This is a genomic window from Pseudomonas sp. FG43 (assembly GCF_057809175.1).
On sequence record NZ_JBMDJL010000035.1, the window covers coordinates 22,181 to 29,324 of the forward strand.

Annotated in this window: 5 protein-coding genes; all 5 read left to right on the forward strand. The window is 59.0% G+C overall.

The window, feature by feature from the left end; translation table 11 throughout:
- Window positions 1–16: 16 nt before the first annotated feature.
- The gene (hflK, locus tag ACODS3_RS26390; RefSeq protein ID WP_201001770.1) at window positions 17–1,192 is read left to right on the forward strand and encodes an FtsH protease activity modulator HflK; all 1,176 of its coding nucleotides are present in this window, start codon (window positions 17–19) and stop codon (window positions 1,190–1,192) included.
- Complete coding sequence (gene hflC / locus ACODS3_RS26395) at window positions 1,192–2,061, forward strand: protease modulator HflC (protein WP_201018189.1); 870 nt, start codon at window positions 1,192–1,194, stop codon at window positions 2,059–2,061. Before hflK ends, hflC begins: the two co-directional genes overlap by 1 nt.
- 272 nt (window positions 2,062–2,333) lie before the next feature.
- Complete coding sequence (locus tag ACODS3_RS26400) at window positions 2,334–3,521, forward strand: ATP phosphoribosyltransferase regulatory subunit (protein ID WP_198724385.1); 1,188 nt, start codon at window positions 2,334–2,336, stop codon at window positions 3,519–3,521.
- Window positions 3,522–3,575: 54 nt separating this feature from the next.
- A complete protein-coding gene (locus tag ACODS3_RS26405; RefSeq protein WP_117167321.1) occupies window positions 3,576–4,868 on the forward strand; it encodes an adenylosuccinate synthase in 1,293 nt (430 codons plus the stop codon).
- Window positions 4,869–5,041: 173 nt separating this feature from the next.
- Window positions 5,042–6,976, forward strand: coding sequence for a methyl-accepting chemotaxis protein (locus ACODS3_RS26410; RefSeq protein ID WP_489036989.1), 1,935 nt, complete (start codon window positions 5,042–5,044; stop codon window positions 6,974–6,976).
- Window positions 6,977–7,144 lie beyond the last annotated feature (168 nt).

Genomic DNA, 7,144 nt, shown 5'->3' on the forward strand with positions numbered 1-7,144 from the left:
TCAGATGGAGAGCGCTATGGCTTGGAATGAGCCGGGTGGCAACTCGAATAATCAAGATCCCTGGGGTGGAAAACGCCGTGGCGGCGACCGCAAGGGACCACCTGATCTCGACGAGGCCTTCCGTAAGCTGCAGGAAAGCCTGAATGGGTTGTTCGGCGGCGGTAAGAAACGCAGCAGTGACGGCAATGGCGGTGGTTCGGGTGGCGGCGGTGGCTTCGGCCTGCTGGGCATCGGGCTGGTCGTGCTTTTCGCTTTCTGGCTTTACAACGCTGTCTATGTCGTTGATGAGCAGGAGCAGGCTGTCGTTCTGCGTTTCGGCCAATACTACGAAACCGTCGGTTCGGGTCTGAATATCTATTTCCCGCCGTTCGATCGCAAGTACATGGAAAACGTCACTCGCGAGCGTGCCTACAGCAAGCAGGGGCAGATGCTGACCGAAGACGAGAACATCGTCGAAGTGCCGCTGACCGTGCAATACAAGATCAGCAACCTGCAGGATTTCGTGCTGAACGTCGATCAGCCTGAAATCAGCCTGCAACACGCCACCGAAAGTGCGCTGCGCCATGTCGTGGGTTCCACGGCGATGGACCAGGTGCTGACCGAAGGTCGTGAGCTGATGGCGAGCGAAATCAAGGAGCGTCTGCAACGATTCCTCGATACCTATCGCACCGGTATCACCATTACTCAGGTGAACGTGCAGAGCGCTGCTGCGCCGCGTGAAGTACAGGAAGCCTTCGATGACGTGATCCGTGCCCGTGAAGACGAGCAGCGTGCGCGCAACCAGGCTGAAAGCTATGCCAATGGCGTGATCCCGGAAGCCCGTGGTCAGGCTCAGCGCATCATCGAAGATGCCAATGGCTATCGCGATGAAGTGGTTTCCCGCGCCAAGGGTGAGGCTGACCGCTTTACCAAGCTGGTTGCCGAATACCGCAAGGCACCTGAAGTTACCCGCCAGCGTCTGTATCTGGACACCATGCAGGAAGTCTTCAGCAACACCAGCAAGGTTCTCGTGACCGGCGACAAGGGTCAGAACAACCTGCTTTACCTGCCGCTCGACAAGATGATCGAAAGCAGTCGTGGCGGTAGTGCCGGAAATACTTCGGGTTCCGGTAGTCCATCCGCGACTGGAACGGATGTCGGTACTCGAACCGATACCCCGCAGCGCGATGTACGTACCAGGGAGAGTCGCTGATGAGCAATAAATCGCTGATCACCCTTATTGTTGGCGTGGTGCTGGCAATAGTTGCCTGGAACAGCCTCTATATCGTGTCCCAGACCGAGCGTGCGGTTCTGCTGCAATTCGGTCGTGTGGTCAAGACCGATGTGCCGCCGGGCCTTCATGTGAAGATTCCTTACATGAACCAGGTGCGCAAGTTCGATGGTCGTCTGCTGACACTCGACGCGCCTACCCAGCGTTTCCTGACGCTGGAAAAGAAAGCGGTCATGGTCGATGCCTACGCCAAGTGGCGCGTGAAGGATGCGGAGCGTTTCTACACCGCGACTTCCGGCCTCAAGCAGATTGCGGATGAGCGTCTGTCGCGTCGTCTGGAATCCGGCCTGCGTGACCAGTTCGGCAAGCGCACCCTGCACGAAGTCGTGTCGGGTGAGCGTGACGCGCTGATGGCTGACATCACCGGTTCCCTGAACAGGATGGCGGAGAAAGAGCTGGGTATCGAAGTGATCGATGTCCGGGTCAAGGCCATTGACCTGCCCAAGGAAGTCAACCGCAGCGTTTTCGAGCGCATGAGCACTGAGCGTGAGCGCGAAGCGCGTGAGCATCGTGCCAAGGGTAACGAGCTGGCTGAAGGTATTCGTGCCGATGCCGATCGTCAGCGTCGCGTGTTGCTGGCTGAAGCCTATCGTGAGTCTGAAGAGACGCGCGGTGATGGTGATGCCCAGGCTGCTGCGATCTACTCCAGGGCTTATGGTCAGGACCAGGAGTTCTATGCGTTCTACCGTAGCCTGCGTGCCTACCGCGAAAGCTTCACGAGCAAGAGTGACGTGATGGTGCTTGATCCGGGCAGCGAGTTTTTCCGCTTCCTGGAAAAAGCCAAACCGTAATTCATCAACCCGCCGGGCGGCAAAACCGCCCGGTGGGGTGATCGTACGGTAAAACGTGTGTATGATGCGGCAGCCGGGAAATTCCCGGCTTTTTTGCGTCTGCACGATTGATTGGCCGCAGCCGACTTGGCGGGCGGCAAGATTTTTCGAGGAGAGTGGTCTGCAAGGCCTGTCTCGGGTGTTTGTCGTGCCCGTAATACGGGGCGACCGCTCTCTGCTTCACTCAAGGCTTGCCTCATGGCTGGCCACCCGGATCATAGGGGAATGGCGTAATGGCAACGGTTGACCGCTGGCTGCTACCAGATGGCATCGAAGAAGTACTGCCACCAGAAGCGGCGCGTATCGAAGTAGCGCGCCGTCAGGTGTTGGATCTGTTCCAGAGCTGGGGCTATGAGTTTGTCGTCACCCCGCATATCGAGTATCTGGAGTCCCTGCTCACTGGAGCAGGTTCCGATCTGGATCTGCGCACCTTCAAGGTGATCGATCCGCAGTCGGGGCGGCAAATGGGGTTTCGTGCCGATATCACGCCTCAGGTGGCGCGTATCGATGCGCATACCCTCAAGCGTGAAGGGCCAAGTCGTCTCTGCTATGCAGGCAGTGTCCTGCATGCTCAGCCGCGCGCACTGTCATCCTCGCGCAGCCCGATTCAACTGGGTGCCGAGTTGTATGGCGATGCGAGCCCGAGCAGCGATGTCGAAGTCATCAGCCTGATGCTGGCAATGCTGCAACTGGCGGATGTGCCTGATGTCCACATGGACCTCGGGCATGTCGGCATCTATCGTGGGTTGGCACGTGCTGCCGGTCTGTCGGGCGAGGTCGAGCAACAGCTTTTCGATGCGCTGCAACGCAAGGCCATCGATGAAGTGATCGCCCTGACCGCCGATCTGCCGCAAGAACTGGCCACTATGCTGCGTGCGCTGGTCGATCTGTGTGGCGGTCGTGAGGTTCTGGCTGCTGCGCGTGACCGTCTGGCGAATGCGCCTGCACCTGTGCTGGCTGCTCTGGACGATCTGCTGAGCATCGCCGATCGTCTGTCTGCACGCTTCCCGCAGTTGCCTTTGTATTTCGACCTCGGTGAGCTGCGCGGTTACCACTACCATACCGGTGTGGTGTTCGCGGTGTTTGTACCGGGTGTAGGTCAATCGATTGCCCAGGGCGGTCGTTATGATGATATCGGCGCCGACTTCGGTCGCGCCCGTCCGGCTACCGGTTTCTCCACGGACCTGAAAACCCTGGTGACACTGGGTCGTGCAGAAATCGAACTGCCATCTGGTGGTATCTGGATGCCGGACAGTACGGATGCAGCACTCTGGCAGCAGGTTTGCCAGTTGCGCAGCGAGGGGCAGCGTGTGGTTCAGGCTTTGCCTGGACAACAGGTGAGTGCAGCGCGTGAAGCCGACTGTGATCGGCAATTGATTCAGCATGGCGAGCGTTGGCAGGTAATGCCGCTGGCTTCTTGAGTATTCCTGCCGGCCGCCGCCGGCACCAAGTTTGCGTGAATGAGGACAAGTGTTATGGGTAAGAATGTCGTAGTCCTGGGCACCCAATGGGGTGATGAGGGCAAAGGCAAGATCGTTGATCTGCTGACCGAACATGCTACCGCCGTGGTTCGCTATCAAGGTGGCCACAACGCAGGTCACACTCTGGTGATCGATGGCGAGAAGACCGTATTGCACCTGATTCCGTCCGGTGTTCTGCGCGAAGGCGTGCAGTGCCTGATCGGTAACGGTGTAGTGGTTGCGCCCGACGCGCTGCTGCGCGAAATCGTCAAGCTTGAAGAGAAAGGCATTCCGGTGCGCGAGCGTCTGCGCATCAGCCCTTCCTGCCCGCTGATCCTGTCGTATCACGTTGCGCTGGATCAGGCGCGTGAAAAGGCTCGTGGCGAACTGAAGATCGGTACTACCGGTCGCGGTATCGGCCCGGCTTACGAAGACAAGGTTGCCCGTCGTGGCCTGCGCATCGGTGACCTGTTCCACCGTGAGCGTTTCGCGGCCAAGCTGGGCGAGCTGCTCGACTACCACAACTTCGTGCTGGTCAATTATTACAAAGAGCCTGCCATCGACTTCCAGAAGACTCTCGACGAGTGCATGGAATACGCTGACCTGCTCAAGCCGATGATGCTCGACGTCACTGCTGCGCTGCATGAAATGCGTCGCGATGGCAAAGACATCATGTTCGAGGGCGCCCAGGGTTCGCTGCTGGACATCGACCACGGTACTTATCCGTACGTCACCAGCTCCAACACCACGGCTGGCGGTATCGCCACCGGTTCGGGTTTCGGTCCGATGTACCTGGATTACATCCTGGGTATCACCAAGGCCTACACCACTCGCGTTGGTTCGGGTCCTTTCCCGACCGAACTGTTCGATGACGTAGGTGCTTTCCTGGCCAAGCGTGGTCACGAGTTCGGTGCTACCACTGGCCGTGCCCGTCGTTGTGGCTGGTTCGACGCTGTCATCCTGCGTCGTGCTATCGAGATCAACAGCATCTCGGGCCTGTGCCTGACCAAGCTGGACGTTCTCGATGGGCTGGAAACCATCAATATCTGTGTTGGTTACGAGAACGAAGATGGTGCTGTAATCGAAGCGCCTACCGATGCCGACAGCTACAACGGTCTGCGTCCGGTCTACGAGCAGATGCCAGGCTGGAGCGAATCCACTCTGGGTGCCAAAACTCTGGCAGAGCTGCCTGAGAATGCTCGTGCCTACATCAAGCGTGTCGAAGAGTTGGTAGGCGCGCCTATCGACATCATCTCCACCGGCCCTGACCGCAACGAAACCATCGTTCTGCGTCATCCGTTTGCTTGATCGAACTGCTTGAGTTGTAAGAAAGGGCCGCATTTTGCGGCCCTTTCTCGTTTCTGGCTGTCTGGTATTCCAGGCACGGGATTGTGCTTGCCGAACGGCACGACGCTTGCTACATAGAAGTGTCAAAAAAGGTGCCATTATTTTAATGGCACCCATGGTGGAGGGATTCTCCTGTGTCAGCTGTGCTCTCTCTTTTACGCAGCCGCTTGCTGCGTCCGGTTTTCATCGCGCTTGGCATTGCTCTTTTGGTGCAGGTGTTGGTTGCAGTTGCTCTTACCCGGAGCACCGTTACGGCTCTTGAGGCGGATCTTGCCAGCAGGTTGGGGGTAGATTCGCAACATTTGTCCTCCGAGCTGGAGCGGGCGAGTAGCGAGGTGACATCGAGCCTCGATGCGCTCTCAGCAAGTACCCGTCAGCGCTTGAGTGCCGGTTTATCCACGCGCCTCAAGGACGAGCAGGGGCAATTGCGCGCCACTCTGGAAAAGAGCCTCAAGGATTCGGCTACCGATATGGCCGAGTTGCTGGCGGCGGTGGCGCCACGAGCCATGTGGGATAACGACACGCCAACATTGTCCGAATTCGCCCGTCGTGCTCAGCGCAATCCCAATGTGCTGTTTGTCGTTTATGACGATGCTGCGGGTGAGCACCTGACTCGCTACCTGAACCGTGACAATGTCTTGATCAAGGCGTTGCTTGCCAAGGGTGAAGGCGAGCGGGCCATGGACAAGGTCCTGAATGCTGCGAAAAACGATCCGTCGGTTTACTACATCGAGGCGCCTATCAGCCCTAATGGTGTGGAGATCGGCAAGGTGCGCATGGGCGTTTCTACGGCGGCGGTCGAGGAAAACCTGGCTGCCCTGGACAAGCGCTTCTCGTCCCTTATCACTAATGGCGAGCAACTGGTTTCCGACAGTCTGGCGAGCGCATCGAAGGACAGCTCTGCTGCATTGCGCACTCGCTTGCAGTCTGCCCAGGCAGCGGCGACGGCGATGACCAGCAATACCAGCCTGGCCGTTCAGGGGGCTGCGCAAGAGTTGCGCTGGAGGATCGGGCTTGGCCTGGCGCTGGTCGGGTTGGGTGTGCTGCTGTTATTGGCCGTTGTGCTTGGGCGCCGAGTGGTCAGCAAGCTGCACCTGCTGATTGCTGCCCTGAATGATCTGGCGGCGGGTGAGGGCGATTTGACCAGGCGCGTCAGGCTCGACAGCAATGACGAGATTGGCGATATGTCGGCGGCGGTCAACCGCTTCATCGACAAGTTGCAGCCCATCGTTCGTGAGGCGGGTGATGTTGCACAGCGTACCGGTGTTGAGATCGGTGTGATGAGCCAGCGTAATGCCGGCGCTGATGCGGCTGCCGAATTGCAGCGCGATGAAGTGGCTGCCAGCTTGAAGGCGCTTGAGCAGATGGCTGATGAGGCGCAGTCGGAAAGTCATGCCATGCAGGCGGCCTTGCGGCAGGTGGTCGACATCAAGCAGGCGACCGACGAAAACACTCGTACCTCGAATCAGGTGGGAGGGTTGATCGAGGCGCTGGCGGGGCAGGTGGAGACAGGTTCTCAAGTGATCGAGCGCCTGGCTCAGCAAAGCGAGCAGATCGAAGTCGTGCTTGAAGTCATTCATGGGATTGCCGAGCAGACCAACCTGCTGGCCTTGAACGCGGCCATCGAGGCGGCGCGAGCGGGTGAGACGGGGCGTGGTTTTGCGGTGGTTGCCGATGAGGTGCGCGCGCTGGCCAGCAAGACACAAAGCTCTACCGGAGATATCCAGGAGCATATCGGAGCCTTGCAGCGTGGTGCCAAGGAGGCGGTGGCTGCCATTGGTCTTGCCGGGCGTCAGGCCAAGGAAGGGCTGGCGGTTCTGCGCGACAGTGCGAAGCTGCAGCAGACGGTGCAGGAGTCGGTCGAGCAGGTGCATGCCGCAATCGGTCTGGCTACCAAGGCGGCCGAGCATCAGGCGCAGGGTGCTCAGGCTGTGCGGGGGCGTGTTGAGGTGATTCATGCCCAGGCCGAGCGGGCTGCCAAGGCGGTGGTCGAGACTACGGCCAGCGGCAAGGTGCTCAACGGGCTGGCTGCGCAGTTGAAGGCGAGTCTGGGGCAGTTCAGGGCCTGACCTTTCGCGAATGAATCCGCTCCTGCCGGCCCTGTAGGAGCGAATTCATTCGCGAACCTTCAAAATTCCAAACCCCGGAAAGCACAAAACCGAGCACAAGGCTCGGTTTTGTTTGAATTGGTGCCCAGAAGAAGACTCGAACTTCCACGACCTTGCGGTCACCAGCAC

Bases quoted from the DNA above. Each gene is read 5' to 3' on its own strand.
- hflK (WP_201001770.1), top strand. From the start codon at position 17: ATGGCTTGGAATGAGCCGGGTGGCAACTCGAATAATCAAGATCCCTGG.
- hflC (WP_201018189.1), top strand. From the start codon at position 1,192: ATGAGCAATAAATCGCTGATCACCCTTATTGTTGGCGTGGTGCTGGCA.
- ACODS3_RS26400 (WP_198724385.1), top strand. From the start codon at position 2,334: ATGGCAACGGTTGACCGCTGGCTGCTACCAGATGGCATCGAAGAAGTA.
- ACODS3_RS26405 (WP_117167321.1), top strand. From the start codon at position 3,576: ATGGGTAAGAATGTCGTAGTCCTGGGCACCCAATGGGGTGATGAGGGC.